Below are 25,073 nucleotides of genomic sequence, written 5' to 3'. Positions count from 1 at the left end.
ACCGCCAGCCCCGCGGAAAGCGAGCACCTGAAGCGGAAATCAACCAGCACTCTCTACATCTTCCAAATAAAAAGTTTCAAGAATTTCAAACCATGAACAAAAACCTTAAAGGAATTAAGTTTTTATAGTGGTCAAACTTGTCCGATTATACTATAATAAAAAATTGTGATAAAAATATTTAAAATAGGTTTAGACTAAACTCTTAAGGAATAAACTAATTATTGTGATATGTCAAGTCTCGTCTGAATTAAAATTCGACAATTTTAATCAAATCTCTGGGAAAGTTCTAAAAAGAGAGAAGGATAATACGGAGTGATGTAGAATAGTTAGTATTAGCGAACATAACCTTACCGTATATGTAGACGCGGATGCTTGCCCGGTAAAACAGGAAATCATTAAAATAACAAGAGGGTATGGCTTTAAAATCATTTTTGTTGCTTCCCATGCCCACAGGAAGAACACACCTGATGAAGGTGAATGGGTGTATGTGGATAGTTCGAAAGAAGCGGCAGACTTATACATCATGAATCATGTAAAGGCAGGAGATGTTTTGGTCACACAGGACATAGGGCTTGCAAGTTTGGTATTGCCGAAAAAAGTTTATGCCATCTCTCCCAGGGGAAAAGCCTACAGGGAAGAGAGTATTGTCACGGCACTCGATTATCGGTATGTCGCTGCCAAAGAACGCAGGAGAGGCAACTATGGAAAAGGTCCCAAGCCTTTTACAAATGAAGACAGAGAAACATTTTGTACGTCCTTCGATAAAATCTTGTCGGAAATTGCAGGAGAATCGCAATAAGTACAGAATGGATTAAGAGGGTAAATAAAAACAGGTGATAGAGTATGTCTGAAAGAATCCCTGAAGATAAGTTAAATAAAATTTTATCGTCAACCGATATCGTCGATGTGGTCAGTGATTATGTACAACTGAAAAAGCAGGGCAGAAATTACTTTGGTTTATGTCCGTTCCATGGAGAAAATACTCCATCTTTTTCTGTTTCTCCCGACAAACAAATTTTTCATTGCTTTGGATGTGGTGCAGGAGGAAACGCATTTACGTTTCTCATGGATGTAGACGGCCTCAGCTTTCTTGAGGCGGCTCAGAAGCTCGGAGCAAGAGTGGGCGAAGAAATTTCCATCCAAACACCATCATCGGATCAACCGCTTCCTCCTCAAGAGGACGAGAAGCAAATGTTGGAAGCTCACAGCTTATTAAGTAAATTTTACCATCATCTCCTTCTAAATACAAAGGAAGGTCAGGAAGCACTGGAATATCTGCTTGCAAGGGGCTTTACAACGGAAAGCATCACGAAATTTCAGATTGGATGGTCACTCCCAAGTTGGGATTTTACGGTCAAGTTCCTGGAGAAGAGGGGTTACTCCCTTGACCTGATGGAAGCCGCGGGGTTACTCGTCAGAAGGGAAAAGGACGATTCCTTCCTTGATCGCTTCAGGGGAAGAATCATGTTCCCCATTGTGGATACAAAAGGAAATACCGTCGCATTTTCAGGCAGGACGATCAATGCGGAGGATCAGCCGAAATACTTAAACAGCCCTGAAACGAAGATCTTTAATAAAAGCAGCATCCTTTATCATTATCATGATGCACGATCCATGATAAGAAGAAAGCAGCAGGCGATATTATTTGAAGGATTCGCAGATGTTATTTCAGCGAGCGAAGCCGGTGTTGAAAACGGGGTAGCCACCATGGGTACTTCGTTGACGGAACAGCAAATAGGCCTGTTAAAGCGATTAACGGATTCCATCATCATTTGTTACGATGGTGATTCTGCCGGAGTGGAAGCCGCATTCAGGGCCGGAAAGCTTCTTCATAAGCATGGGTTGGACATACGCGTAGCCGTGATGCCCGAACAATTAGACCCTGATGACTACATTGCCAAATATGGTTCAGAACGATTCCAACAGGATGTAATAGGGGCAAGTTTGACGTTCATGGCGTTTAAGCTTCGGTATTATAAACTGAATAAAAACTTAAATGATGAAGGAGATCGCCTTAAGTATATAGAAGACATACTAAAGGAAATTACTCAATTAAGTAAAGCGGTTGAAAAGGATTATTATGTAAGATACTTGGCTGATGAGTTTGAACTATCGTTAGAGGCTCTTCAACAACAGCTATCTGAATTGCAAGGGCCGGAAAACCGCGTTCCTAAACCGCCTAAACAGGTCGGTATGCAAGGGAATTTCAAACAATCCACCCAGTCCAGGCTATTGCCTGCATATCAAACCGCTGAGCGAAGGTTGATTGCTTACATGCTGAAGGATCCGAATACTGCTTATAAGATTCAGGAGTGGCTTGCAGGCACGAACCTCAATATTGATGAGCATCAAGCTATTATTACTTATTTATTGGGTTATTACGAAGAAGGTCTGCCTCCAAGTGCCAGTTCGTTTATCGGGTACCTTCCCGATGAAAGGCTCAGAAGGATCGTGACGGAAATTGAAATGATGTCCATAAGCGAAGAAAGTACGGATCAGGAATTGACAGATTACGTAAACCAGGTGTTAAAACATCAAAAGATGTTGAGAATAAAAGAAAAAGAAGTGGAAAGAAAAGAAGCGGAAAGACTAAAGGATTATAGGCAGGAAGCACAAATAGCAATGGAAATCTTACAGCTGCGTAAGTCTCTATAAAGTTTTGTAAGGAAGTTGGAAGGAGGGGAACAAATGGCTGAAAAGTCAGCGCGTTCCAAACAAATAGCGTCAGAATTAACAGTTGATCAGGTGAAAGAATTTTTAGTTAACCAAGGTAAGAAAAGAGGAGTCCTCACATACGAAGATATTGCAGATAAATTATCCGGCTTCGAATTGGATTCCGATCAAATGGATGAATTCTATGAACACTTAGGTGAGCAGGGTGTAGAAATCGTTAATGAAAGTGACGAAGATGATGATCCAGGTGCCACAGAGTTAGAGAAGGAAGAGGAAGAAGAATTTAATCTGAATGATTTAAGCGTTCCTCCCGGGGTTAAGATAAATGATCCTGTACGTATGTACCTGAAAGAAATTGGGAGAGTCGATTTACTTTCTGCAGAGGAAGAGATCAATCTTGCCAAGCGAATTGAAGATGGTGATGAGGAAGCCAAGCGACGTCTGGCAGAAGCGAACCTGAGACTCGTTGTCAGTATCGCAAAACGCTATGTAGGCCGCGGGATGCTATTCTTGGATCTGATCCAGGAAGGTAACATGGGTCTGATTAAAGCAGTAGAAAAGTTTGATTACCGGAAAGGGTACAAATTCAGTACGTATGCGACTTGGTGGATTCGACAAGCCATCACCCGTGCCATCGCGGACCAGGCAAGAACGATACGTATCCCGGTTCATATGGTTGAGACCATTAATAAGTTGATTCGCGTACAAAGACAATTACTTCAAGATTTGGGTCGTGAACCTGCACCGGAAGAAATTGCTGAAGAAATGGATCTGACTCCTGAAAAGGTTCGTGAAATTCTTAAGATCGCTCAAGAACCTGTATCCCTTGAAACACCAATTGGTGAAGAAGACGATTCTCACCTTGGGGACTTCATCGAGGATGCAGAAGCTCAATCTCCTTCGGAACATGCAGCTTACGAATTGTTGAAAGAACAACTTGAAGATGTCCTGGATACTCTTACAGACCGGGAAGAAAATGTTCTACGGTTACGTTTTGGTCTGGATGACGGCAGAACACGTACACTGGAAGAAGTGGGTAAAGTGTTTGGTGTTACCCGGGAACGTATTCGTCAAATCGAAGCGAAAGCCCTTCGGAAACTTCGCCATCCAAGCAGAAGCAAACGATTGAAAGACTTTTTGGAATAGAACCGCCCTTTACTGCCTCTATCGCGCATAGAGGTGGTTTTTTTTGTCCAAATTAAAGGGTTTACCCTGATCGTTGCCGAATAGAGTTAAAGGATGCAACGATAAAAGGTGTGACAAAGTGACCAGAATAAAGAATTCAAAAAAAGAAACCATCATCCATGAAATCCTACTTTGGAAGCGAACGAAGATGCTGCCTGAACAATATTGTGATTATCTTCTTGCATTGTATACGGAAGGTGCAGGAATCGATGACAGAGAATCAGCGGGATCTCAGAAAAATCACTTCCTGAAAGATTTCCTGATATCCATTTCCTCGATCGTAATTTCATTATTTGTCATTTATTTTACTGAATTGTCAATCGTTTTGCAAACAGCGATTTTGGCAAGTTTTGTCGGATTATTAATGGGTGTAGGAATTTATTATACTAAGAAACAATTCTCGCAGTTACTTCTCTTTGCGTCAGCTGCATGCATTCTCCTTCTTTCATCCATGGAGCTGACGGAAAGGATCTTTGAAGGGAACTCTTTTCCACTGTACGTAACCTTATTCCTGAACTGTTTTATATGGATTGGTGCAGGGGTGAAATGGAAGGTGAATTATTTCACGCTGGCGGGATCGGTGGGAGCGGTCCTTGTAGGAATTTATATATTACTATAACTTCTGAAAATTTAAAAGTTTTTTAAAGTTGAGAAAATTCACGATTCCCTTTTATAATAGGAATGAGAGCGTATTCATAGAGTCGGATGACTATGCTTGAAAGCGCTTTATATACTGTATAAGTCTGTGGCTTTCAGTCATCAAAGTTAGACAAGGGGGATAAAGATGAATTTCGACTTAACACAAGAGCAAGCAATGATTAAGAAAACGATCAGGGAATTCGCTGAAGAAGAAGTGGCACCTGGTGCGTTGGATCGTGACCGCACTAAGGAATTTCCTAAAGAAATTTTCAAGAAACTTTCTGACCTGGGAATGATGGGGCTTCCCTTTCCTGAGGAATATGGTGGTGCAGGAGCGGATACAGTAAGCTTTGCCATCGTTACAGAAGAGCTCAGCCGTGCATGTGCCTCTACAGGGATCACGTACTCTGCCCATATTTCACTGGGAGGTGCCCCGATCAATTTATTTGGTACACATGAACAGAAACAGGAATACTTAACGCCGATTTGTACAGGGGAATCATTTGGAGCTTTCGGCCTGACTGAACCCAATGCCGGTTCAGATGCGGGGGGGACCCAGACCACTGCTGAAGATAAAGGGGATAAATGGATTATCAATGGGAATAAGTGTTATATCACCAATGCAAGTTATGCGAATCATCTCGCGTTAACGGCGATCACAGGCAGGAACAACGGGAATAAAGAGATCAGTGCCATCATCGTACCCACAAAAGCCAAAGGATTTACGGTCATTGATAATTATGAAAAAATGGGTCTTCATTCCTCCAATACAACTGAGCTGGTCCTTGAGGACGTGGAAGTCCCTAAGGAAAACCTGTTAGGGAAGCAGGGGGAAGGATTCAAGCAGTTCCTTGTCACCCTTGACGGGGGCAGGATCGGAATCGGGGCAATGGCTGTCGGTGTGGCACAGGCTGCTTTTGACAAGGCTCTTCAATATTCGAAAGAGAGAAAGCAGTTCGGTAAAACGTTATCTCAATTTCAGGTTACCCAATTTAAGCTGGCTGACATGGCAATGAAAATCGAGCTCGCAAGGAACATGGTTCATAAAGCAGCATGGTTGAAGGATCAGGGAAGGCCATTTTCCAAAGAGGCGTCAATGTGTAAGCTGTACGCGTCGGAGATCAGTATGGAAGTGGCCGACGAAGCCATTCAAATCCATGGCGGATACGGTTACATGAAAGAATACCATGTTGAGCGCTACTTGCGTGACGCGAAACTCCTTGAAATCGGAGAAGGGACATCAGAGGTACAGAGAATGGTGATTTCAAGGTTGATCGGCTGCCAATAAGGGGTAGGATCATCTAGAAGGATAAATGAGCTCTATCGGTCCAATGGAGGCAGATAGAGCTCATCTGTTTTCTTACTTAAGGGGGATGTGAGAAGAAACGAAAGATGAAAAACAGGAAAAAAGAAGGAAATGTGTCTAATTTGTGAGAAAGATGGAAAAGTTAATTGATAGTACTTTTACTTTGTCGGTTTTTACAGTAAAATATAAAGTGTTGAAAAGAGCACTATTTTTTGGATGTTGTACATAAAGGAGGTTAAAATCATGAATCGTAATCCAATCATTCCATTCGTATTGATCATGGCCCTTGGAATTGGTCTTGTTTTCTTCTTGTCGATTGAAGGCCTTAACAATGCCGATGAAAAAGCGAAGGACGAAAAGCATGGTGAGACTGCTGGCAAAGAAGGCGAAGAAGCTTCAAGCGGGGAGTTCGATCCGGAAGCTAAGTACAAGGAGTCTTGTGTATCTTGTCATGGTGGGAACTATGAAGGTGGCGCGGGTCCTGCTCTTAAAGGGACGAAGCTATCAAAAGACGAGATCAAAGATAGAATTAAAAATGGTGGAGGCATCATGCCGGCCGGTCTTGTAGCAGATGAAAATCTTGATGCAATGGCAGACTGGATCAAATCACTAAAATAATGAATGGTTGAAAAAGGTTCTTTGTCTTTGGGCAAAGGGCTTTTTTTATATGGAAAAGTTGGTTAGAATGAGTATCAGATAAGCAGGACCAATAATAATGAGTAAAGGTGAACGAATGAATATTCAACAATTATCAAAACGACTTGAAACCGTTGTTTCATACATACCAGAACAATCAAAAATTGCCGATATCGGTTCAGATCATGCATACCTCCCTTGCTATGCAGTCAATAAAGGCATCGCTTCTTCTGCGATTGCCGGTGAGGTGGTAAAGGGGCCATATCTTTCTGCGAAAAAACAAGTGGAAGATGCAGGACTTACACGGGAAGTTGAAGTCAGGTTAGGCAATGGCCTGGAAGTCATATCACCCGGAGAAGTCAATTGTATTACGATTGCGGGGATGGGTGGTGCATTGATCGCATCGATTTTGGAGGAAGGCAAGGACAAGCTGACCGACGGACCGAGATTGATCCTCCAGCCCAATGTGAGTGCGAAATCGATCAGGACGTGGCTGATGGAAAATGAATGGGATCTCATCGGTGAGGAAATCCTTGAAGAAGATGATAAGCTATATGAAATTTTAATAGCAGAAAAAGGGGATCCAAACTCCCACTATTCCAAGGAACTCGAAAAAGAACTGCTGCTCGGACCGTTCTTGATGAAGGATCGAAATGATGCCTTCATGAAAAAATGGAATCAGGAACTCAGGCAATGGAAAAATATTGTGAATAACATGGAAAAGGCAGAGAAGACCGAAGCGTTGGAAGCACGTAAAAATGAGCTTCTGCACAAAATCAAAATGGTTGAGGAGGTCCTTATCTCATGAAAACAGTAAACGGCCATGAAATCATTCAGCTTTTTGAAGAATTCTCCCCGAAATATCTGGCTGAAAGCGGAGATCCCATCGGACTTCAAATCGGTAAGTTGAATGAAAAGGTCGAAAATGTCATGATCACACTGGACGTGCTGGAAAATGTCGTGGATGAAGCGATCAAGAATAATGTCAAATTGATCATTGCCCATCATCCGCCACTATTTCGTCCACTGAAATCCTTGCAAACAGATTCCTATCAGGGAAGAATGATTGAAAAGCTGATCAAACATGATATTAGCGTATATGCTGCCCATACCAATCTGGATGTGGCGGTAGGCGGTGTGAATGATCTACTCGCCAGTAAGCTTCAGTTACAGGAGCCTTCTGTACTTGTCCCTACCTATCAGGAAGAACTTCGCAAATTGGCGGTTTATGTGCCAAAAGAACATGCAGGGGAACTGAGGGAAGCTTTAGGGAAAGTCGGCGCCGGACATATCGGGAATTATTCCCATTGCAGCTTCTCCTCTGAAGGACAGGGAAGATTTCTGCCCGGGGAGGGAACCCATCCTCATATAGGAAAGCAAGGTGCACTTGAAGAGGTTTCAGAAGAAAAGGTGGAGACGGTTTATCCTGTTTCACTGGAGAAAAAAGTATTGAAAGCGATGTTCACCCACCATCCATACGAAGAGATTGCCTATGATATCTACTCCCTGGAAAACGGTTCTAAAGCCCTTGGGCTGGGCAGGATCGGCTATTTGGCAGAGGAGATGAGCCTGAAGGACTTTGCCCTATTCGTGAAGAAAACTTTAGGCATGGATGGCATCCGGTTGATAGGGGACGGGGACGCGAAGGTGAAGAAAGTGGCAGTACTCGGCGGAGATGGAAATAAGTTCATCGGAAAAGCCAAGAGACAGGGTGCCGATGTGTTCGTTTCCGGTGATATCTATTATCACACGGCTCATGACGCCATGATGATGGGGCTCAATATTGTGGATGCAGGTCATCACATTGAAAAGGTGATGAAAGAGGGAGTAGCCGCTCATTTAGCCAAAAGATGCTCGGAAAAAGGGTTTATTGTCAATATATTCGCTTCGAAAGCAGAAACGAACCCATTTACGTATATGTAAAAAAGAAAGGCCCCTTGCGATGGCAAGGGGCCTTTCGGCATTCTTATTTCGTTCCCATTTTCGCTTTCCGGACTTTAGGGAGTATCTTATTTAATGGAACATTGCGCTCTCTTGTCCATGTGGACTCGTCATTTGGATCAAATGCTTCCAGGAATTTAATGACTTCCTTCACAATTGGTGTGGGAGTGGACGCACCGGCAGTGACAGCGACGACACCCGCATCTTTGATCCATTCGATATCGAGCTCGCTGATGTCTGAGATGCGGTGGGCAGGCGTACCTGCGATATCCATCGACACTTGCGCAAGGCGATTGGAGTTATTGCTCTTCGGATCGCCGACGACGATAAGGACATCGGCATCCCCTGCCTGCTCTGCCACTGCTTCCTGCCGTACTTGGGTAGCCAGGCAGATTTCTTTGTGCAGCTCGACATGAGGATACATTTCCTTCACTTTATCCATTGTATCGAGTACATCCCATTGACTCATGGTCGTTTGGTTCGTCACAATGATCTTATCGTTGTCTATGGATAGCTGTTCAACGTCGTCGGCTGTTTCGACGAGGTGAACGATTTCGGGTGCGACACCGACTGCGCCTTCAGGCTCGGGGTGCCCCTTTTTCCCGATATAAATCACATCATAGCCCTCGGCTTCTTTGGCCCGGATCAAGTCATGTGTCTTTGTGACGTCAGGACAGGTAGCATCCAGTGTGACTAACCCTTTTTGCTTGGCGATTTCTTTCACCTCAGGAGAGACTCCGTGGGCGGTGAAGATCACCGTTCCTTCATTCACCTGTTCAATGATTTCTTTTCTATTGCTGCCATCGAGGGTGATGATCCCGTCTTCTTCAAACGCATCCGTTACATGTTTGTTATGGACGATCATCCCCAGAATATAAATTGGACGAGGAAGCGATTTGTCTAATGCGGCGTTTCTTGCAATGACCATTGCATCTACCACACCATAACAATAGCCTCTCGGAGTAATCTTAATAATATCCATCTATAAATATCCTCCTACATGAGAGAGTCTTTTGTCTTCATTATAAAGGAGAATGGTCCGTCTGACAAAGAGAACGAAGTAAAAGGCCATTTTCACATGAAAAAGTGATTCGTGTTTTTTACTAATATACAAAAAAATAATCCCTGTCAGGTGATGGAATACCTTTAGGGATGCGACATTTATATATAGAGTTTTGGTTTTGGATGTGATTTTGCCGGTGCCTTATCATCCCAATCTTCTTCATCATTGATTTTTACAGAAGGTTTCTTTTTCTTTTTTTTCTTTACGGGGATATCTGCTTCAGGAATTTCTTCACTTTCCACATTTTGAACCTCTGTCGATGGTTCATCAGGCGTATCAGCAGACATATCCTTAAACCCTCGGTACAGCTTCCACAGAGAAGGGATATTTTTGACCATCGGACCGTATTGTTGAAACATCGGACCCAATTGTTGGGCAGTCTGCAACATTTGTTGAGTGTTAGACAGAAAGGAATTGACATTGCCGGGATTCAAGAGGGTTTGCATGATTCCCCCAGCTGCCTGAGGTGATCGCTCGAATCCGGTTTCACCGCCAGAAGACCTCGTAAATTGTTCCAGAAGTCCGCCACCGCCTGCATTGCGGTTTTCCCCTTTTTTCAAGAACTTCGACAGTAACCCTTTGCCTTGCCCTCTGCCTCTTCCGCTTCCGCTTCCTCTTTGATTCATTCCCATATTAAAGCCTTGATTAGGATTTTGCCTTCCAAATTGAAAAGGCGTTTGCTGTGTCTGTCCCAACCCAAAAGGATTCCTGCCAGACTGCTGCAACCCGAACCCGTTGCCTTGCCTTTGTCCCAATCCGAAAGTATTCATCCCGGGTTGCTGTAACCCGAATCCGTTCCCCTGGCGCTGTCTCATTCCGAAAGGATTTCTCATATCCTGACCCTGATTTCTCATTCTTCTAGGCGGCATAATGACAGCCTCCTTTCATTTCAATAAATTCGTTGTCACTATAGAGTATGCAACAGGTTAAAAAAGGGTATTGTGACAATATCATCTGAAATAATATCAAGTTGACCTAGATGTTTTGCTGAAAATTGATTATAATGGTTAGATGTTCTTTAAATATCACGCTTCTAAACGTTAAAATAAAATCACTGACAACTGAAAAGTGATCCGTACATTTTATATAAATCTGTGGGTGATGATGTGAACGGCATAGACATCTATCCCGATGACAGCGTAAATAAAAGGATATGACGATAAAAGGAGATGTACTCAATGAAAAAGAATTTATTTCTGCAATTTGGATTTCAGTCTTTCATCAATGAAGCTGTAGAAGAACTGGGTTTCTATGAACCAACTGAAATTCAGAAAAAAATGATCCCTCTGATCTTAAAGGGACAAAGTGCGATCGGCCAGTCTCAGACGGGAACGGGGAAAACCCACTCGTATCTATTACCGATCATCGAAAAGGTGGATGCAGCTTCTGAGCAGGTACAAGCTGTCATCACTGCACCTACCCGTGAGTTGGCACAACAGATTTATCAGGAAGTACTTAAGATAACGAAGGATACAGAAATCGTTTCCCGTTGCTATATCGGGGGAACGGACAAACAGAGGACGATCGAAAAGTTAAAGCATCAGCCTCATATCGTTGTCGGTACGCCGGGACGGATCAATGACCTGGTGAAGGACCAGGCACTATTTGTCCATACAGCGAAGCTTCTTGTAATCGATGAAGCTGATTTGATGCTTGATATGGGATTCATTGAAGATGTGGATCAAATCGCTGCGAAGATGCCTGAAAAACTACAAATGTTGGTGTTTTCTGCCACGATCCCAGAGAAACTGAAGCCGTTCCTGAAGAAGTATATGGAAAATCCACAGTATGCCCATGTGGAACCGGAACAGCTGTCGGCAAAAAATATTGAACACGTGATCGTCCCTTTGAAAAGCCGTGATAAAACCAATATGCTTTACAATATTTTAGTGGAGATCAATCCTTATCTAGGGATTGTGTTCACCAACACGAAGCAAAAGGCGGATGAAGTAGCCGATGCCCTGATTGCCAAAGGACTGAAGGTCGGCCGTATTCACGGTGATCTTTCTCCACGTGAGCGTAAGAAAATGATGAAACAAATCAGAAACCTTGATTATCAATATATTGTGGCGACAGACCTTGCTGCAAGAGGGATCGATATCGAAGGGGTCAGTCATATCATCAACTATGAACTGCCTCAAGATCTGGATTTCTATGTTCATCGTTCAGGCCGTACAGCACGTGCCGGGAATAGCGGTATTGCCTTCACCATTTATACGCCTTCAGACGAAGATGCATTGAATCGCTTGGAGAAGCTTGGAATCAGCTTTTCACATCGGGATATTAAAAAAGGCGAATGGTCCGAGCTGCCTCCTCTGAACAAACGTAAGAACCGTCAAAAATCGAACGTCGATGAAATCGATGAAAAGGCGAAATCATTAGTCCGTAAACCGAAGTCGGTTAAACCGGGCTATAAGAAGAAAATGAAATACAAAATGGATCAAATCAAGAAGCGGGAAAGAAGAATAAAAAACAGAAACAAATAAGTGTTTGAACGTGATTCATTTGTACACATTCGATACAATAAAGAGAGATTTTCTTAGGAGTTGAGAAGAATGGTTAAGATTGGATCCCATGTTTCCATGAGTGGAAAGAATATGTTACTCGCTTCAAGTGAAGAAGCCGTTTCATATGGTGCGAATACCTTCATGATTTATACAGGTGCACCACAGAACACGAGAAGGAAAAAAATCGAAGACCTGAATATCGAAGCGGGTCTTGCTCATATGAAAGAAAATGGAATAGAGGACATCGTCGTGCATGCCCCTTATATCATTAACATAGGAAATACGACCAACCCATCTACATTCGAGTTGGGTGTCAATTTCCTTCGATCTGAAATGGAACGCACTGAAGCCCTCGGTGCAGGGCAAATCGTGCTTCATCCCGGTGCTCATGTAGGGGCAGGGGCAGATAAAGGAATCGAGAAGATCATCGAAGGTCTGAATGAAGTATTGACCAAGGATCATAAAGTTCAGATCGCCTTGGAAACAATGGCTGGAAAAGGTTCCGAATGCGGCAGGTCATTTGAGGAATTAGCTCAGATCATCAATGGAGTAAAGTTGAATGATCGATTATCTGTCTGCTTTGACACCTGTCATACCCATGATGCAGGATATAATATTGTAGAAGATTTCGATGGTGTATTGGAGGAATTCGATAAAATCGTTGGAATCGATCGCTTGAAGGTGCTTCATATAAATGATAGCAAGAATGAACGGGGAGCCGCTAAGGACCGTCATGAAAACCTGGGCTTCGGTCATATTGGATTCAAGGCACTGAATTATATCGTGCATCATCCGCAGCTGGAGGCAGTTCCAAAGATTCTGGAAACTCCGTATGTAGGGGAAGATAAGAAAAATAAAAAACCTCCTTACAAATTCGAAATTGACATGTTGCGTAATCAAACCTTTGATGAAGATGTTTTAACGAAAATAGTAAATCAGTAAGAGTGGAGGAGGTCATCTCTCAAGATTTGAGGAAGCCTCCTTTTTCTATACTATCTGATGAGCTGCAAAAAAAGCTGGTTGATTTCCTTTGCTTTTGTTGGTCCAATGACCCTGGCAAGATCTTTCACTAGTCTGCTTCTTTTCGTATCATCAAAAATGTTGATGTTTTTTCCTTTCACCTTGGCAACAATGCTTGTAGCCTGATCGGGGGTCAGTGAAATATTATATTGTTTGGCATACTTTAGCAGTTCATCATTTGTAATATGGTTGATTTTGTGATTGATCACATTTTGTAATAGCTTCATGTTTATCACTCCTCAACAGATACATATGTAGTATCCATCAAGAAAGTGACAATTTTATTAGAAAATAAACTGAAAGGAAAGGAATTGGCGATGACTCAAAGAGTACATAAGAAAGAAAGTCCCCTTCATTTCATTTACCGTCTATTCTTTATTACTATCGGAGCAGGGTTGGCAGCCGTTTCGATCGAACTGTTCCTTGTACCGAATAATATTATTGATGGGGGGATCATTGGTGTCTCACTGATCCTGAATTATTTGGTTTCTGATTCTATCCCTTTCCTTAATTTTTCAACCCTGTTGGTCTTACTCAACCTTCCTTTTATGTATTCGGGGTACAAACAAATAGGAAAGACGTTTGTCGTATCTTCTTTGTTTGCCATCGTCGCGTTGGCGATCATTGAAAGCCTCCTTCACCATATGGATCCATTTGTAACAGAAGAAATCCTTGCAACCGTCTTCGGCGGATTGATTCTTGGGGTGGGTGTAGGACTGGTCATCCGTCATGGAGGTTCGTTGGATGGAACTGAAATCTTAGGGATCCTTTTGACTAAGAAATTGCCATTCTCCGTCGGTGAGTTTGTGATGTTTATGAATATTTTCATCTTCGGATGGGCGGCATTTGTCTTTGGAATCGAAGAAGCCATGTATTCTGTCATGACCTATTATATCGCCTTCAAGACGATTGACACGGTCATTCAGGGAATGGATGAAACGAAAGCGGTCATCATCGTTTCGGATTATTATCTAGAAGTATCGGATGCCATCTTACAACGGCTTGGAAGAGGTACAACCATGTTGAAGGGGCGTGGCGGCTATACGGATAATGATAAAGAAGTCATTTACGTCGTGGTCACGAGACTTGAAGTGACGAAATTGAAATCCATCGTTTCGGATGTTGATCCAAATGCTTTCATCACGATCATGAGCACGCAAGAAACAAAAGGGGCACGTTTCAAATCTGCCATCCATTGATGTATTAATATCATCCCTTTATGGAATGAAAGGACCGCCCAAACAAGATGGCGGTCCTTTTTTTGATGACGAACGGAATCATTTACAATTGATGATACATCCTGTATACTACCCTATGTACTTTTAAATCGGAATGATTCTTATAAAGAGAGATGATAAAGATGGATATGACAAATCCAGTGATAAAAATAGAAGATGTGAATTTCCGCTATGAGCGTGAAAGAGTGCTCGAAGATATTAATTTGAGCATACCAAGAGGTGCTTTTCTCGGAATCGTTGGTCCGAACGGTTCGGGGAAATCCACATTACTTAAGCTTGTCCTAGGTCTGCTTCGGGTGAAACAGGGGAATATTGAGCTGTTCGGGATCCCGCAGCATAAATTTAAACAATGGGACCGCATCGGCTTTGTATCCCAGAAGGCCAACAGCTTCAACACAGGATTTCCGGCTACTGTTTATGAAGTGGTGGCCAGCGGACTGGCGAAAAAGGCAGGTTTGTTCAAGCGGGTTTCAGCAGCATATAAGCAAGACGTGATTCAAGCAATTGAATCAGTCGGCATGGGAGAGTTCGCCAAACGGAATATCGGGGAATTATCAGGCGGTCAGCAACAAAGGGTCTTCATCGCAAGGGCCCTCGTGAGTCAGCCTGATGTATTGATCCTTGATGAACCGACAGTTGGAGTCGACAGCCGTAACGTTCAAAACTTCTACGATATGTTAGAAAGGTTGAACAAGGATTTAGGTATCACGCTTGTGCTGGTCACCCATGACATCGGATCGATTTCAAATAAGGTCACACATGTTGCCTGCTTAAATAAACATTTACATTTCCATGGCAAAACAGAAGAGTTTGAAAAGCTCAAAGAAAATCAGCTTTCCTCTTTTTATGGTCATGATGTACATTTTTTGAATCATGAACATGAACATCATCATTCATGATCGATCGGAGGGAAGAAAATGCTTCAAGCTATTTTTCAATATGAATTTTTACAAAATGCATTTCTGACAGGAATCCTTATCGGGATCATCGCTCCGTTACTGGGTGCCTTCATCGTGGTAAGGAGATTGTCCCTGATTGCCGACGCACTGAGCCACGTGACGCTCTCAGGCATTGCGGCAAGTCTGTACTTAAGCAAAACCGTGCCTGGGTTTTCAGGGTTGAATCCCCTTTACTTTGGAATGGCTTTCTCCGTGATGGGTTCCTTATTCATAGAACGATTAAGAATGGTATATAAGCATTACCAGGAGCTTGCAATCCCGATCATCCTGTCCGGTGGAATCGGGATCGGGGTCATATTCATTTCACTTGCAGACGGTTTCAACACGGATTTATTCAGTTATTTATTTGGGAGTGTCAGCGCGGTCAGCAGGGGGGACCTGTATCTGATTGGAGGGATCAGTATCCTTGTCATCGGTGTGATTTTCTTATTGTATAAGGAATTATTCCTTTTATCCTTTGATGAGGATCATGCAAAGGCATCTGGGATTCCTGCGAAAGCGATCCACTTTATCTTTATGATCATGGTCGCCCTTGTGATTGCCGCCTCCATGCGCATTGTGGGAATCCTTCTGGTATCATCTCTCATGACACTTCCGGTTGCAGCAAGTATAAGGGTTGCGAACGGCTTTAAACAGACGATCGGATATTCCCTTTTATTCGGGGAAATTTCCGTCATCGTCGGACTAGTCAGCGCCTTCTATTTGAATCTTGCTCCGGGTGGAACGATTGTCATGACGGCCATCTTGATTCTCCTCTTGACGATCCTCATCAAGAAATTGAGGTCGTCTGGTCATTCTTCAAAAGGTGAGGTGTAGGAAATGAATGTAACGGAAGCCATGGATCTATTAAAAGCAAAAGGATATAAGCATACAGGGAAACGGCAGCAATTACTTGAATTGTTTTCAAGCTCGAATAAATATTTAACCGCGAGGGACGTCTTGGAGTATATGAAAGCCGATTATCCCGGCCTGAGCTTCGATACCATTTATCGTAATTTAAGCCTTTTCGTAGAGCTGGGCATACTGGAAGAAACGGAGTTATCCAGTGAAAGGCATTTCCGGATTACGTGTGAAAGTCATCATCACCATCATCACTTCATCTGTATGGATTGTGGGAAAACGAAAGAAATCCATACCTGTCCCATGGAAGTGTTGAAAGAAAATTTAGCTGAAACCGGCTATGATATATCAGGGCATAAATTTGAAATTTACGGTAAATGTCCACAATGTCAATAGGGATCCTTCGGGGTCTCTTTTTTCTTCGGAACATCTTTACGTGTTTAACCTTGTGTAAAGGAGGGGAAAAATAGGTATATAGAAGGAATATAGAGGAGATGTAGCCATGGAATCGGTCCCTTTCACACACTGCCCCACCAGTAAAAAAAATTGCGTCAGTACGATAGACCTTACGTCTTACCACAGAATCGCACCACTTCCCGTAAGCGGGGAAGTGGCAGATACGAAAGCAAGGATACACCAGACGCTGAATCAATTCGATCATGTAGAAATCAAGGAAGAAGGGACGCATTATGTGCATGCCGTCTTCACATCCAAGTGGATGAAATTCAAGGATGACCTGGAGCTTTTTGTTGATGAAAGTACCCATCTTTTGCATTTCAAGTCGGCTTCACGCTTAGGGTATTATGATTTCAAAGTGAATCGGAAGCGCGTGGAACGATTTAAATCCATATTTAATAACGCATAGAAAAAAGCCTCAAACGAGGCTTTTTTCTATGGTCAACGTTGTTGCTGCAGCCAGTTCTGTACCCAGGAATCCGCTTCCTTCCAGTCATTCACGCGAATGACCCCATCAGGGATCGGTTTTTGATTATAAGGCGTGTTGAATAACACAACAGGGATGGATAATTCTTCGGAGATGGCCACTGCATTATCGTGTTTATCCTCGAAGAAAATGTCGACTGCGTGTTTTTTAGCAGTGGATATTTTATCGTGAGATCCGATTAATTCGATATGATGATACATAAGGTCCTGTGCATCGAACCATTTCTTCGTAATATCGATGAGGTCGGTTCGTCTTGCACTGATAAAATAAAGTTCGTGCTTCTCTTTCCATTGATCCAGGATCGTTTTTGCGCCGGGAGCAAGGGGAGACTCTTTGTAGATGAGCGGTTCTGCTTCTTTAAACCATTTTCCAAAGGTTTGAGGTGATATGTCCAAAACCTTTGTCAATTCGTATTGGGTGATGTCCTGTAAGGTTAAATTTAATTGAAAGTGATCATTTATGTGAGGCAGTAAAGATTCAGGTGAAGTAACTGTCCCATCAATATCGATTCCAAAACGTTTCATTCTTTATCATACTCCCCTTTATAAAAACTCCTTCAAGTTTATCACATTCCCCGTATTGAAATAACCTCGAAAAACAATTATTCATGAGAACGGCCTAAGCGCGATCGCACAGATAACAAAAATGACAAAGATTAGCATAGTAAAATGGCTGAACTGACACACAATAAGAAGGCTCCCAAACACAGAAAGTGAGGGATTGCTGTATGAGTGATGAACGACGCGAATTAAACAGCGTTGATCGAAATCTTCAAGATATCGACGTGTATTACGACAATCCGGAAACAGATGTGAGTAGAGATGATTACCGTGAAGAAACAGCAGCAGAAATTGCTGCTCCAATGAATGTGAGCCGCGACTTTGAAGATGATGCCGCCGAAGATGCGACAACATCAGGGCGTGTGTTAGGATACTCTGCACTTGCACTATCCATTCTATCCTTATTTATTCTCCCGGTCATCATGGGGGCAGCGGGGATTGTCCTTGGGTTTGTGGCAAGGCGCAGGGGGGCAGAGATGCTCGGTGCCTGGGCAATCGGAATTGGGGCCGTATCGATAATCGTAGGATTATTTGTACTGCCGTTCTTTTAAGCTAAATCGTTTTTCTTGAAATTGGGAGCGTTTCAGGAAACCAAAAAAAGAGGGCTGATCATGGATCAGCCCTCTTTCATGCACAGGGTCAGACTTGCTCCTGCTCTTTCTTTTCAGCTTCCTGCTTTGCAAAGTACTCTTCAGCAATCTTGTCAATTTCTTTCTTTAATTCTTCCACCATGGTCTCTTCAGGTACTTTACGGACCGTTTTCCCCTTACGGAATAGGAGTCCTTCCCCTCGGGCACCGGCAATCCCGATATCAGCCTCTCTGGCTTCACCAGGTCCATTCACTGCACATCCCAGCACAGCAACCTTGATCGGTGCTTTAATCGTGGAAATGTATTCTTCCACCTCATTGGCGATTGAAATCAAGTCTATTTCAATACGACCGCAAGTCGGACACGAAATCAATGTAGCTGCATTTGCAGAGAGTCCAAATGATTTCAATAATTCCCTTGCCACTTTCACTTCTTCGACGGGATCCGCACTCAAGGAAATCCGGACTGTGTTACCGATCCCAAGACTTAGGATGGCTCCAAGACCAGCGGCACTTTTAACGGTACCTGCAAATAGAGTGCCTGATTCTGTGATCCCAAGGTGAAGCGGGTAGTCGAAGGCTTTTGCAGCTTTCGTGTAAGCCTCGATGGCTAAGTTCACATCAGAAGCCTTCATGGATACGATGATGTCATGGAAATCGAGGTCTTCAAGGATTTTAATATGGTGAAGGGCACTTTCCACCATTCCATCAGCTGTCGGGTATCCGTATTTCTCAAGGATTTTTCTTTCCAGGCTCCCGGCGTTCACTCCGATTCGAATCGGGATGCCTTTTTCTTTTGCTGCCTTGACTACAGCCTCCACCTTTTCGCGGCGGCCGATATTCCCTGGATTGATCCGGATTTTATCTGCTCCGCCTTCAATGGCTTTCAGGGCTAATTTATAGTCAAAATGTATATCGACAACAAGTGGGATATTGATTTGCTTCTTAATATCAGCAATGGCGTCGGCTGCACGCTCATCCGGGCAAGCGACACGTACGACCTGGCATCCTGCTTCTTCCAGACGGTGAATTTCTTTAACCGTTGCTTCAACATCATGGGTTTTGGTCGTGGTCATACTTTGGATGACCACTTCGTTATTACCGCCGATCGTTAAATTACCTACTTTGACAGGACGTGTTTTTGTACGATGTATAATTTCACTCAAGTGTAATTCGCTCCTTTAGAAAGGTTCTCAAAGTTTCATTATAAGTAATACGAAGCTATTGTAACAGTGTTTTGTGTAAAATGACAAGAAATAGGTGTTTAAGACATGTTCAAGCTATTGATAATTGGGTATTTTATAGGTTTTCCCTATTTGGATCTTGTCAGGTGGGACATCATTCAATTCTTCAAAGTCGGTGATCACCCGGTCGATCGAAACGGGAATGGCTCCATCAAGAAGATCTTCCACAAGGCTCAATACCGTATCGCCCGGCTTCACTTCCATTTCCACATATGGAAGGGAGGAGGGACCTTCACCCCTTTGAACAGGTTCCTGTGGGAGTTTCCCTTGATTTCCATTCACCAGGGGCTCGGAGGAGGCGACGGTCGCTTCTTTATACAGCAGACGTAACGTCCCCTTATTTAAGTCATAATAAACACTGTATAGAAGAATGATAATACCAAAGAAAATTGCCATTCTTTTCATCTATATTTCCTCCCGATTAGTGTGATGTCTGAATGGAACAATGAAGGAGTTGTATGATATGAGAGAGAAGCTTCTCCCATTTGTGATCGGTTTACTGCCCATACTGATGGTACTGGGGAATTCAATGCTGATTCCCATTCTTCCTGACATTGAAGAAGACTTGCATTTAGGGAGCAGATGGTCGGGATTCATTTTAAGTTCATTTACAATCCCTGCAGCTTTGGTGATACCCTTTACAGGGATATTGTCTGATCGCTATGGGCGTAAACGGTTGATCAGCATTTCGTTATGGATCATGATTCTCGGGAGTATATTGTGTATCTTCAACGGAGGGCTCATTAGCCTCTTTATGCTCGGAAGAGGACTGCAAGGTGTCGGTGCAGCAGGAACGATGCCTCTCGCAATGGCATTGATCGGTGATCTTTATCAAGGGGAGGAGCGCTCAAGGATGCTTGGTTCATTGGAGGTATTCAATGGTATCGGCAAAGTGGCAGCTCCACTTATTGGTGCCACCCTCGCCCAACTCGTTCTTTGGGATCAGTCTTTTTGGGTATTCCCCGTGATTTCTTTCTTGATCTTAGTCGGTCTGCGACAAACAGTCGAATCAACTAAAGGTGTTCGGAAATTGGATGTGAAGGAATTCTCTGCCGTTTTTTTATCAAAGGGCAGGCTGCTGATCCCTCTCTATGTCATCGGGGGAACCGGTTTATTTTTATTATTCGGCATTCTCTTCTATCTTTCCTACCATATTGAAAATACTTTTCATATTGATGGGTTTTTTAAAGGATTTTCGTTCATTTTTCCCCTTGGGGCGATGACGATCTGTTCGTATTGGTGCGGGAAAAGACTGAAGACTGATGAGGAATTGGGTTGGACCTATTTGAAATGCGGACTAATCACCATGAGCCTCCCATTAGGATTACTGATCTTTTTTTCTTCATTGGGATCTTTGATGTTTTTTCTCACCATAAGCTTTGGGGGATTGGGATTGATGCTTCCTGTCATCAATACCTTCATAACGGGAAGCGTATCTGAACAAGAAAGGGGAATGGTTGTCAGCCTTTATGGTGCTGTAAGATTCGGCGGGGTGGCTTTGGGTCCTGTCGCCTTTGGGGTATGGAAGCAGGATCCAACACAAATGTATATTATCACATTTGGATTCACATTGATGAATATCCTCCTGTTTGCCCTATTGGCTATACGGACAAAAGGAGGGGCTCGTACTGAAATCCAAAAGACCTTTGGAAAAAGTCCCCGTTAAGTGGAAACGGGGACTTTATTTATTGGCGTTTTTTTCTTTGGGGTATTTCTTTCACTACTAAATACAGGATGACGGTGATGACAAACCAGTCCAATATTGGAGCAGCGGGAATCCTGGTTTGTAATAATTCCATTAGGGTAAAAAATACGGTAGAAACCGTAGCCGAATAGGCGGTGATGCGAAAGCTTTGGCGGTATGGTACATTTCGTTTCAGGACATTAGCAAATGTAACACCGATGATGGCGAAAATGGTTATTTTCAAGAATGTCATTCCGGAGGTGAACACGTAAAGAATGCTTAATGCCACAGGAATCAAAATCCATTTCAGGTCCTTGAGAGAATTCAGGATGTCGAGTAATCCATCTTCTGTTACAGTGCTATCACCAAACAATGTATAAGACGAGGATTGGACATGTCCCTGGCTGATGACCACAAAGTCATTCTTGAGGAAGGCGACCGTGTCTTCATTCCTGTCAAGGTTTCCTTCCTTCATTTGACCCGTATCATCCAAGATGATGGTCATTCCTTCTTTCTCGAGGGTCACGGGCCCGGAATGATCAGAAGTCAAGGTGCCGTTCTCAATCGAAAATGCTGGCAATTCTTTATCCAGAGAATCCTTTAATGTATCCAGGGCATTGGTTGCGAACGATACAAATTGTACGGCCACAGGAATGATGGATATAAGAGCAAGTAAAAAAATGAAACGGATCGTCTTGCCAATTCCCTGGAAACGGAATTTTGCAATATCTTTTGGGGAATAGATACTTTTATACAATTGCTGAAATACATTCATTTCGTTTTTTTCTCCTTTCGTGCATACCCTATCTATTTTAAGCTTGTCTTCATACTTTCATCAAGTAAGTCTTCGGAAGCATTTATAATGAGTATCATCTGTAACATAAATGTAATAAAAGTCGAGTTTTATTAACCTATTGTAAATTTGGGGTGAAAAGTATTTACGTAAGCCCCGTTATATATTAAAAATGATATGGGGTTTTTGTTGTTTAATGTCGAAAATATATGTAGGGGTTGAAAAAATGGAATTAAATTGGCAGGAAATGTTGTTTCAGTTCTTTGGAGGACTCGGTATTTTCCTCTTTGGGATAAAGTATATGGGGGACGGCCTTCAGAAGTCAGCGGGTGAACGCCTCAAGGAAATTCTTGATAAGTTCACGACCAATCCGTTCATGGGAGTGCTGGCAGGGGTTTTTGTTACCGTCCTGATCCAGTCGAGTAGTGGTACGACGGTTATCGTTGTCGGGCTTGTAAGTGCCGGTTTCATGACCCTAAGACAAGCAATCGGAGTCATCATGGGTGCGAATATCGGTACGACAGTGACAGCTTTCATCATTGGTGTGGACGTTGGGGAGTATGCCCTTCCGATCATTGCCGTAGGTACCATCTTGTTATTCTTCTTCAAGAATAAAAAAGTCCACAACGTTGGACAAATGATCTTTGGTTTCGGTGCCTTATTCTATGGGCTCGAATTAATGGGTGGAGGAATGAAACCTTTACGCTCATTGGAAGCATTCCATGATTTGACCGTCAGCATGAGTGATAATCCGATTCTTGGAGTGGTAGTCGGTACGTTGTTCACCGTGGTTGTACAAAGTTCATCTGCAACGATCGGTATCCTTCAGGAGCTGTACAGCTCAAACCTGGTTGATTTACAGGCAGGACTGCCTATCTTATTCGGGGATAACATCGGGACAACCATCACAGCGGTATTAGCTGCACTGGGTGCGTCAGTCGCTGCCAGACGAGCTGCGGCGGTGCATGTACTCTTTAACTTAATCGGAACAACCATATTCTTGATCATATTGCCGTTATTCTCAAAGTTTGTCGTATTTCTACAAACTACATTCAACCTGAATGAGCCAATGACCATTGCATTCGCTCATGGTACTTTCAATATAACGAATACTATCATTCAATTTCCGTTCATCGCCGTATTGGCGCTGATCGTAACGAAGTTGATTCCGGGTCAGGACTCTATCGTGGATTATAACTCGAAACACCTGGATCCTGTATTCATCGAACAATCTCCTTCCATTGCGTTGGGACAGGCCAAAGAAGAAGTTCTCCGCATGGGGACATTTGCCGTTAAAGGATTACAGGAAACAAATGAGTTCCTGAAGACAAAGAGCTCGAAAAATTCAGAAGCAGCATATCAAATAGAAGGTGCCATCAATAATCTAGATAAGAAAATCACGAACTATCTTGTTGATCTATCATCTTCTTCCCTATCGGAATCTGAATCCGAGCGTCATTCAATCCTGATGGATACGGTTCGGGATATTGAACGCGTGGGTGATCATTTTGAAAACATCGTTGAGTTAGTTGAATATCAACAAGCCAACAAAGTGAAAATCACCGAAGATGCCATGTCCGATCTTGAAGTCATGTTCAATTTGACGATTGAAACAGTTGAAAAAGCGATCAAGTCTCTGGATTTGAACGACACTGAAATTGCAAGAGAAGTGGCGGAGAAGGAAGACCAGATCGATAAAATGGAACGTAAGCTCCGCAAACAGCATATCCTGCGTCTGAACGAAGGGAAATGTTCGGGTCAAGCTGGTATCGTATACGTTGATATCATCAGTAATCTGGAACGCATTGGAGATCATGCCGTCAATATTGCTGAAGCAGTATTGGGAGTAGAATAAGTTTCTTTCCTGACCTCTTTGACATTTGTCAAAGGGGTCAGTTTTTTTTATACTCAAAAGGGGGTGTTGAAACGTGGACATCGTTTACTGGAGCATCATTATCATACTCATGATTTTATCGTTTGTCGGGCTTGTGTATCCGATTTTGCCAAGTGTCGTTTTCTTAATGGGCAGCTTTCTGCTGTATGGGGTGTTTTTCAGCTTTGAACCATTCAGCTGGTTGTTCTGGACGATACAGATTCTGTTTGTCGCCCTCTTGTTCGGTGCCGATTATATGGCGAACCTGATCGGTGTCAAAAAGTTCGGAGGCTCGAAGGCAGGAATATGGGGAAGCACGATCGGACTGCTCATTGGTCCATTCGTCATCCCTGTCATAGGAATATTGATCGGACCTTTCCTCGGAGCCGTCATAGGGGAATGGATCGTTCATCGGTCCAACCTCAAGACAGCATTTAAAGTGGGAATAGGATCCGTCATAGGCTTCATCTCAAGCGTATTCACAAAAGGATTCATTCAAATCGTCATGGCCGTTTATTTCTTTATGGTCGTGTAAAGGGACTCACCACTATTTATGACAGCCTACATAACATGAAATATATTTTATGTTTATTGGGCATTTTATTCTTGTAAGAAAAAAGTGAGAGATTGAAGGCAAAATATTTGAACAGATATAGTAGTTTTGGTAATCTTATACTGAAACGGCCTGAATATAGCTATTCAGGAAACTATACATAGGGAGGAATTTATAATGGCTTACGAATTACCGCAATTACCTTACGCATATGATGCATTAGAACCTCATATCGACAAGGAAACAATGAACATCCACCACACTAAACACCATAACGCATATGTGACGAAAGTAAATGATGCACTTCAAGGACACGACGATTTATTAAGCAAATCCATTGAAGATCTTGTTTCTAACTTAGACGCTGTTCCTGAAGGTGCTCGTACGGCAGTTCGCAATAATGGTGGCGGTCACGCTAACCACTCTCTATTCTGGACGGTATTATCTCCGAATGGTGGAGGCGCTCCATCTGGAGAGTTAGCAGATGCCATCTCTTCCAAATTCGGAAGCTTCGATTCATTCAAAGAAGAATTCGCTAATGCTGCTGCAACACGCTTCGGCTCAGGCTGGGCTTGGCTTGTAGTGAATAACGGTGAATTGGAAGTAACAAGCACACCAAACCAGGACAGTCCTTTAATGGAAGGGAAAACGCCTGTTTTAGGTCTTGATGTTTGGGAGCATGCTTACTACCTGAACTATCAAAACCGTCGTCCTGATTACATCAGTTCATTCTGGAACGTTGTAAACTGGGATGAAGTAGCGAAGCGTTATTCAGCTGCTAAGTAATTTTATGAATAAGGTAAGAGAGGTTCTTTCAGGAACCTCTC

The 25,073-nt window shown here is 43.0% G+C and carries 27 protein-coding genes; 20 read left to right on the top strand and 7 right to left on the bottom strand.

The genetic code is table 11. The features are described from left to right. Nucleotides 1-331: 331 nt before the first annotated feature. From BVI01S_RS19195 to BVI01S_RS19160, 8 genes are all read left to right on the top strand, one after another. The gene (locus BVI01S_RS19195) at nucleotides 332-799 is read left to right on the top strand and encodes a YaiI/YqxD family protein (protein ID WP_231479972.1); all 468 of its coding nucleotides are present in this window, start codon (nucleotides 332-334) and stop codon (nucleotides 797-799) included. Nucleotides 800-843: 44 nt separating this feature from the next. After that, the gene (gene dnaG / locus BVI01S_RS19190; RefSeq protein ID WP_061811252.1) at nucleotides 844-2,655 is read left to right on the top strand and encodes a DNA primase; all 1,812 of its coding nucleotides are present in this window, start codon (nucleotides 844-846) and stop codon (nucleotides 2,653-2,655) included. Between the two features lie 33 nt (nucleotides 2,656-2,688). Beyond that, nucleotides 2,689-3,819, top strand: coding sequence for an RNA polymerase sigma factor RpoD (gene rpoD, locus BVI01S_RS19185; RefSeq protein ID WP_034757535.1), 1,131 nt, complete (start codon nucleotides 2,689-2,691; stop codon nucleotides 3,817-3,819). 118 nt (nucleotides 3,820-3,937) lie between these two features. Continuing rightward, nucleotides 3,938-4,477, top strand: coding sequence for a hypothetical protein (locus BVI01S_RS19180; protein WP_061811251.1), 540 nt, complete (start codon nucleotides 3,938-3,940; stop codon nucleotides 4,475-4,477). A 165-nt stretch (nucleotides 4,478-4,642) separates the two neighbouring features. Then, a complete protein-coding gene (locus tag BVI01S_RS19175) occupies nucleotides 4,643-5,785 on the top strand; it encodes an acyl-CoA dehydrogenase family protein (protein ID WP_034757537.1) in 1,143 nt (380 codons plus the stop codon). 261 nt (nucleotides 5,786-6,046) lie between these two features. Then, nucleotides 6,047-6,421, top strand: a complete 375-nt coding sequence (cccA, locus tag BVI01S_RS19170; protein ID WP_034757540.1) for a cytochrome c550 — start codon at nucleotides 6,047-6,049, stop codon at nucleotides 6,419-6,421. Between the two features lie 115 nt (nucleotides 6,422-6,536). Further along, the gene (locus BVI01S_RS19165; RefSeq protein ID WP_034760539.1) at nucleotides 6,537-7,247 is read left to right on the top strand and encodes a tRNA (adenine(22)-N(1))-methyltransferase; all 711 of its coding nucleotides are present in this window, start codon (nucleotides 6,537-6,539) and stop codon (nucleotides 7,245-7,247) included. Beyond that, nucleotides 7,244-8,362, top strand: a complete 1,119-nt coding sequence (locus BVI01S_RS19160) for a Nif3-like dinuclear metal center hexameric protein (RefSeq protein WP_061811250.1) — start codon at nucleotides 7,244-7,246, stop codon at nucleotides 8,360-8,362. Before BVI01S_RS19165 ends, BVI01S_RS19160 begins: the two co-directional genes overlap by 4 nt. A 43-nt stretch (nucleotides 8,363-8,405) precedes the next feature. Here BVI01S_RS19160 and BVI01S_RS19155 read toward each other — a convergent pair whose 3' ends face one another. Beyond that, nucleotides 8,406-9,362: a 4-hydroxy-3-methylbut-2-enyl diphosphate reductase gene (locus tag BVI01S_RS19155; protein ID WP_061811249.1), complete on the bottom strand. Its 957-nt coding sequence runs from the start codon at nucleotides 9,360-9,362 to the stop codon at nucleotides 8,406-8,408. Nucleotides 9,363-9,541: 179 nt separating this feature from the next. Continuing rightward, on the bottom strand, nucleotides 9,542-10,312 hold the full coding sequence (gene vrrA / locus BVI01S_RS19150) for a VrrA/YqfQ family protein (RefSeq protein WP_061811248.1): 771 nt from the start codon (nucleotides 10,310-10,312) through the stop codon (nucleotides 9,542-9,544). A 309-nt stretch (nucleotides 10,313-10,621) separates the two neighbouring features. On the opposite strand from vrrA, the gene BVI01S_RS19145 reads away from it, so the two are divergent. After that, nucleotides 10,622-11,929 carry a DEAD/DEAH box helicase gene (locus BVI01S_RS19145; protein ID WP_061811247.1) on the top strand — a complete coding sequence of 436 codons (1,308 nt, stop codon included), beginning with the start codon at nucleotides 10,622-10,624 and terminating at the stop codon, nucleotides 11,927-11,929. 69 nt (nucleotides 11,930-11,998) lie between these two features. Beyond that, the gene (locus BVI01S_RS19140; RefSeq protein WP_034757549.1) at nucleotides 11,999-12,892 is read left to right on the top strand and encodes a deoxyribonuclease IV; all 894 of its coding nucleotides are present in this window, start codon (nucleotides 11,999-12,001) and stop codon (nucleotides 12,890-12,892) included. A 50-nt stretch (nucleotides 12,893-12,942) separates the two neighbouring features. Here the strand turns inward: BVI01S_RS19140 and BVI01S_RS19135 are convergent, their stop codons facing one another. Beyond that, nucleotides 12,943-13,197, bottom strand: coding sequence for a DUF2624 domain-containing protein (locus BVI01S_RS19135; protein WP_034757552.1), 255 nt, complete (start codon nucleotides 13,195-13,197; stop codon nucleotides 12,943-12,945). A gap of 90 nt (nucleotides 13,198-13,287) precedes the next feature. Between BVI01S_RS19135 and BVI01S_RS19130 the strand changes: the two genes are divergently transcribed. The 5 genes from BVI01S_RS19130 to BVI01S_RS19110 all read left to right on the top strand — a co-directional run bounded on the left by BVI01S_RS19130 (nucleotide 13,288) and on the right by BVI01S_RS19110 (nucleotide 16,872). Continuing rightward, on the top strand, nucleotides 13,288-14,169 hold the full coding sequence (locus tag BVI01S_RS19130; protein ID WP_034757554.1) for a YitT family protein: 882 nt from the start codon (nucleotides 13,288-13,290) through the stop codon (nucleotides 14,167-14,169). 161 nt (nucleotides 14,170-14,330) lie between these two features. Then, on the top strand, nucleotides 14,331-15,107 hold the full coding sequence (locus BVI01S_RS19125; RefSeq protein ID WP_034757557.1) for a metal ABC transporter ATP-binding protein: 777 nt from the start codon (nucleotides 14,331-14,333) through the stop codon (nucleotides 15,105-15,107). Between the two features lie 18 nt (nucleotides 15,108-15,125). Continuing rightward, nucleotides 15,126-15,983, top strand: coding sequence for a metal ABC transporter permease (locus tag BVI01S_RS19120; protein ID WP_061811246.1), 858 nt, complete (start codon nucleotides 15,126-15,128; stop codon nucleotides 15,981-15,983). A gap of 3 nt (nucleotides 15,984-15,986) precedes the next feature. Then, a complete protein-coding gene (locus BVI01S_RS19115) occupies nucleotides 15,987-16,403 on the top strand; it encodes a Fur family transcriptional regulator (protein ID WP_034757562.1) in 417 nt (138 codons plus the stop codon). A 106-nt stretch (nucleotides 16,404-16,509) separates the two neighbouring features. Continuing rightward, entirely contained in the window at nucleotides 16,510-16,872 is a 363-nt protein-coding gene (locus BVI01S_RS19110; RefSeq protein ID WP_061811245.1) for a DUF1499 domain-containing protein, read from the top strand. 32 nt (nucleotides 16,873-16,904) lie between these two features. Here the strand turns inward: BVI01S_RS19110 and BVI01S_RS19105 are convergent, their stop codons facing one another. Continuing rightward, complete coding sequence (locus tag BVI01S_RS19105) at nucleotides 16,905-17,474, bottom strand: hypothetical protein (RefSeq protein ID WP_061811244.1); 570 nt, start codon at nucleotides 17,472-17,474, stop codon at nucleotides 16,905-16,907. Nucleotides 17,475-17,677: 203 nt separating this feature from the next. Between BVI01S_RS19105 and BVI01S_RS19100 the strand changes: the two genes are divergently transcribed. Next, nucleotides 17,678-18,061, top strand: coding sequence for a DUF4190 domain-containing protein (locus tag BVI01S_RS19100; RefSeq protein WP_034757567.1), 384 nt, complete (start codon nucleotides 17,678-17,680; stop codon nucleotides 18,059-18,061). 88 nt (nucleotides 18,062-18,149) lie between these two features. Here the strand turns inward: BVI01S_RS19100 and ispG are convergent, their stop codons facing one another. Together ispG and yqfZ are read right to left on the bottom strand one after the other, a co-directional pair. Further along, complete coding sequence (ispG, locus tag BVI01S_RS19095; RefSeq protein WP_156030040.1) at nucleotides 18,150-19,256, bottom strand: flavodoxin-dependent (E)-4-hydroxy-3-methylbut-2-enyl-diphosphate synthase; 1,107 nt, start codon at nucleotides 19,254-19,256, stop codon at nucleotides 18,150-18,152. Between the two features lie 123 nt (nucleotides 19,257-19,379). Then, nucleotides 19,380-19,748 (bottom strand): protein YqfZ, encoded by a 369-nt coding sequence (gene yqfZ / locus BVI01S_RS19090; protein ID WP_034757570.1) that lies wholly within the window; start codon nucleotides 19,746-19,748, stop codon nucleotides 19,380-19,382. A 58-nt stretch (nucleotides 19,749-19,806) separates the two neighbouring features. Between yqfZ and BVI01S_RS19085 the strand changes: the two genes are divergently transcribed. Further along, nucleotides 19,807-21,009: an MFS transporter gene (locus BVI01S_RS19085; protein WP_034757571.1), complete on the top strand. Its 1,203-nt coding sequence runs from the start codon at nucleotides 19,807-19,809 to the stop codon at nucleotides 21,007-21,009. Nucleotides 21,010-21,028: 19 nt separating this feature from the next. Here BVI01S_RS19085 and BVI01S_RS19080 read toward each other — a convergent pair whose 3' ends face one another. Further along, nucleotides 21,029-21,802: a DUF1189 domain-containing protein gene (locus BVI01S_RS19080; RefSeq protein WP_061811243.1), complete on the bottom strand. Its 774-nt coding sequence runs from the start codon at nucleotides 21,800-21,802 to the stop codon at nucleotides 21,029-21,031. A 244-nt stretch (nucleotides 21,803-22,046) separates the two neighbouring features. Here BVI01S_RS19080 and BVI01S_RS19075 point away from each other — a divergent pair, with 244 nt between their 5' ends. The 3 genes from BVI01S_RS19075 to BVI01S_RS19065 all read left to right on the top strand — a co-directional run bounded on the left by BVI01S_RS19075 (nucleotide 22,047) and on the right by BVI01S_RS19065 (nucleotide 25,032). Then, nucleotides 22,047-23,675, top strand: coding sequence for a Na/Pi cotransporter family protein (locus tag BVI01S_RS19075; RefSeq protein ID WP_061811242.1), 1,629 nt, complete (start codon nucleotides 22,047-22,049; stop codon nucleotides 23,673-23,675). 73 nt (nucleotides 23,676-23,748) lie between these two features. Continuing rightward, nucleotides 23,749-24,228, top strand: coding sequence for a DUF456 domain-containing protein (locus tag BVI01S_RS19070; RefSeq protein ID WP_034757578.1), 480 nt, complete (start codon nucleotides 23,749-23,751; stop codon nucleotides 24,226-24,228). A 195-nt stretch (nucleotides 24,229-24,423) separates the two neighbouring features. Beyond that, nucleotides 24,424-25,032: a superoxide dismutase gene (locus BVI01S_RS19065; RefSeq protein WP_034757581.1), complete on the top strand. Its 609-nt coding sequence runs from the start codon at nucleotides 24,424-24,426 to the stop codon at nucleotides 25,030-25,032. The last annotated feature ends 41 nt before the right edge of the window (nucleotides 25,033-25,073 follow it).

The sequence above is a fragment of the Rossellomorea vietnamensis NBRC 101237 genome (assembly GCF_001591825.1).
GTDB classification, from domain to species: domain Bacteria; phylum Bacillota; class Bacilli; order Bacillales; family Bacillaceae_B; genus Rossellomorea; species Rossellomorea vietnamensis.
Note: the sequence above shows the minus strand (reverse complement) of the source record. Positions and strands in the feature narration are given on the sequence as shown.

Coding starts and splice junctions, on each gene's coding strand:
- BVI01S_RS19075 (WP_061811242.1), top strand. CDS start 22,047: ATGGAATTAAATTGGCAGGAAATGTTGTTTCAGTTCTTTGGAGGACTC.
- BVI01S_RS19130 (WP_034757554.1), top strand. CDS start 13,288: ATGACTCAAAGAGTACATAAGAAAGAAAGTCCCCTTCATTTCATTTAC.
- BVI01S_RS19145 (WP_061811247.1), top strand. CDS start 10,622: ATGAAAAAGAATTTATTTCTGCAATTTGGATTTCAGTCTTTCATCAAT.
- BVI01S_RS19175 (WP_034757537.1), top strand. CDS start 4,643: ATGAATTTCGACTTAACACAAGAGCAAGCAATGATTAAGAAAACGATC.
- BVI01S_RS19080 (WP_061811243.1), bottom strand. CDS start 21,802: ATGAATGTATTTCAGCAATTGTATAAAAGTATCTATTCCCCAAAAGAT.
- vrrA (WP_061811248.1), bottom strand. CDS start 10,312: ATGCCGCCTAGAAGAATGAGAAATCAGGGTCAGGATATGAGAAATCCT.
- yqfZ (WP_034757570.1), bottom strand. CDS start 19,748: ATGAAAAGAATGGCAATTTTCTTTGGTATTATCATTCTTCTATACAGT.
- BVI01S_RS19160 (WP_061811250.1), top strand. CDS start 7,244: ATGAAAACAGTAAACGGCCATGAAATCATTCAGCTTTTTGAAGAATTC.
- BVI01S_RS19120 (WP_061811246.1), top strand. CDS start 15,126: ATGCTTCAAGCTATTTTTCAATATGAATTTTTACAAAATGCATTTCTG.
- rpoD (WP_034757535.1), top strand. CDS start 2,689: ATGGCTGAAAAGTCAGCGCGTTCCAAACAAATAGCGTCAGAATTAACA.
- BVI01S_RS19100 (WP_034757567.1), top strand. CDS start 17,678: ATGAGTGATGAACGACGCGAATTAAACAGCGTTGATCGAAATCTTCAA.
- BVI01S_RS19125 (WP_034757557.1), top strand. CDS start 14,331: ATGGATATGACAAATCCAGTGATAAAAATAGAAGATGTGAATTTCCGC.
- cccA (WP_034757540.1), top strand. CDS start 6,047: ATGAATCGTAATCCAATCATTCCATTCGTATTGATCATGGCCCTTGGA.
- BVI01S_RS19140 (WP_034757549.1), top strand. CDS start 11,999: ATGGTTAAGATTGGATCCCATGTTTCCATGAGTGGAAAGAATATGTTA.
- BVI01S_RS19135 (WP_034757552.1), bottom strand. CDS start 13,197: ATGAAGCTATTACAAAATGTGATCAATCACAAAATCAACCATATTACA.
- BVI01S_RS19105 (WP_061811244.1), bottom strand. CDS start 17,474: ATGAAACGTTTTGGAATCGATATTGATGGGACAGTTACTTCACCTGAA.
- dnaG (WP_061811252.1), top strand. CDS start 844: ATGTCTGAAAGAATCCCTGAAGATAAGTTAAATAAAATTTTATCGTCA.
- BVI01S_RS19115 (WP_034757562.1), top strand. CDS start 15,987: ATGAATGTAACGGAAGCCATGGATCTATTAAAAGCAAAAGGATATAAG.
- BVI01S_RS19110 (WP_061811245.1), top strand. CDS start 16,510: ATGGAATCGGTCCCTTTCACACACTGCCCCACCAGTAAAAAAAATTGC.
- BVI01S_RS19165 (WP_034760539.1), top strand. CDS start 6,537: ATGAATATTCAACAATTATCAAAACGACTTGAAACCGTTGTTTCATAC.
- BVI01S_RS19085 (WP_034757571.1), top strand. CDS start 19,807: ATGAGAGAGAAGCTTCTCCCATTTGTGATCGGTTTACTGCCCATACTG.
- BVI01S_RS19155 (WP_061811249.1), bottom strand. CDS start 9,362: ATGGATATTATTAAGATTACTCCGAGAGGCTATTGTTATGGTGTGGTA.
- BVI01S_RS19065 (WP_034757581.1), top strand. CDS start 24,424: ATGGCTTACGAATTACCGCAATTACCTTACGCATATGATGCATTAGAA.